The organism is Acutalibacter sp., from assembly GCF_056800975.1.
Genome location: NZ_JBQISV010000177.1, coordinates 1 through 1,810, shown reverse-complemented (window position 1 = coordinate 1,810; position 1,810 = coordinate 1). Strand labels below are relative to the sequence as shown.

General features: G+C 60.5%; 1 protein-coding gene and 1 pseudogene. Both read left to right on the top strand.

Annotated features, from left to right (window positions below):
- Positions 1–174: 174 nt before the first annotated feature.
- Complete coding sequence (locus ACTO5E_RS10970) at positions 175–669, top strand: transcription termination/antitermination NusG family protein (protein WP_482303606.1); 495 nt, start codon at positions 175–177, stop codon at positions 667–669.
- Positions 670–959: 290 nt separating this feature from the next.
- A pseudogene (locus tag ACTO5E_RS10965) lies at positions 960–1,810 on the top strand (phage terminase large subunit); the annotation flags it as partial.

Genomic DNA, 1,810 nt, shown 5'->3' with positions numbered 1-1,810 from the left:
AGCCTACAAGAAGCGCGTGGAGGTGCAGAACCAGGACACCACGGAGGCCGGGCTGGACGCCGTGCGCACCCTGGTGTTCCAGGCCATGGCCAAGGAGCGGCCTGACCTTTACGCAGAGGTAACAAAATTCCTGGCCGCCAAAAAGGCCGAGGGCTTGGAGTAGAGGTGAGGCTTATGTGGTATGTACTGCAGGTATCGACAGGCAAGGAGATGGCAGTGACCAGCACCCTGACCAACAATCGGGTGCTGGCCTATACGCCCAGGGAGAACCGCCTGATCCGCAAAGGCGGCGGCTGGAGCCAGAAGGAGTACACCCTGTTTCCGGGGTATGTGTTCCTGAACCTGGACTACACCGCCGAGAACTATTACATGGTGAAGGCCATCCCCGGTGTGCTGCGGTTCCTCGGCCCGGACGGCCTGCACCCGTCCACGCTGACCTACCTGGAGGCCGAGTGGATCAAGCTGCTGGCTGGCGAGGGGAAGCCCCTGGAGCCTACCACGGCCCAGCTGACGCCGGAGGGCGAGGTCAAACTTGGCACCGGCATCCTCCAGCACTTCCCCAGCCGGATCAAGAAGATCGACAAGCACAGCCGCCGCGCTGCCGTGGAGTTGAGCGTGTGCGGCGAGAAGCGGATCATCCCATTATCGTTTAACCTTTTAAGCGAATAACAGGAACTTGTAAATGGTCGGAGGTTGATGCGTCCCTCCCCCCGTGAGCGAGGGACACATTGAGCGAAAAACCGGGCTGAAGATTGGGGGCCTGGGTGGCGAAGCGCACCCACCGGCCCCTGAAAATCAACCCGGCCTTTCCCGTCCCTCTGAAATACCGTTTAAGACGCCCACAGCCCCCTTTAAAAACCGCGCAAGGGCCTGGGTGGGGTAAACGGGCCTGTGAGAAATAACGCGCCTGTGCGGCCCCTGTGGGCCGTTTTTTGTGGGACGCGGGAAAGGAGGACGCCATGAGGCGAAAGAAAACCGGCGCTGCGGCTGCCCTGCTGGGGGCAATCGCGGAAGCGGAGGCTAAAACCACCGCCCAGGGCGAGGAAGATTTAAACGCCTTAAAAGACCTCTTAAAGCAGTTTTTACAAAAGGACGCCTCGCCGGAGCGGGCGGCGCTGAAGCGTGAGTATGACCTGGACTGTCCCCTGACCGGCCCCGGTGGACTCCGGCGCAAGCTGGGGGCCATTGATATGGAGTTCTTCGGGCGGGCCTACTTCCCCCATTACTTCAGCCGCCCCTCCCCTGAGTTCCACCGGGAACTGGATAATATCTGGCAGCAGGGTGTTCTGAAGGGCCGCGCCCCGCTCACCCCGGCAGCTGCCAAGGCAATCAACCGGCTTCCCGGTGTACGGCGGGTGGTGGCTGCGCCCCGTGGCCACGCCAAGAGCACCAACCTGACGTTCAAAGGCACCATGCACTCGGCTCTGTATGAGTACAAGCACTATCCCATCATTATTTCGGACAGCAGCGACCAGGCCGAGGGGTTTCTGGACAATATCCGGGTGGAGTTCGAGGAGAACGGAGCAATCCGGGCAGACTTCGGGGACCTGGCCGGTCCCGTGTGGCGGGCCAACGTCCTGGTGACCAAGAGCAACATCAAGATTGAGGCCATTGGCAGCGGCAAAAAAATCCGTGGCCGGAAACACCGCAACTGGCGTCCCGACCTGATTATTCTGGATGATGTGGAGAACGATGAGAACGTGCGCACCCCGGAGCAGCGGGCCAAGTTGGACAGCTGGTTCAAAAAGGCGGTATCCAAGGCCGGGGACGATTACACCGATATTGTGTATATTGGAACCCTGCTCCATTA

Bases quoted from the DNA above. Each gene is read 5' to 3' on its own strand.
- ACTO5E_RS10970 (WP_482303606.1), top strand. From the start codon at position 175: ATGTGGTATGTACTGCAGGTATCGACAGGCAAGGAGATGGCAGTGACC.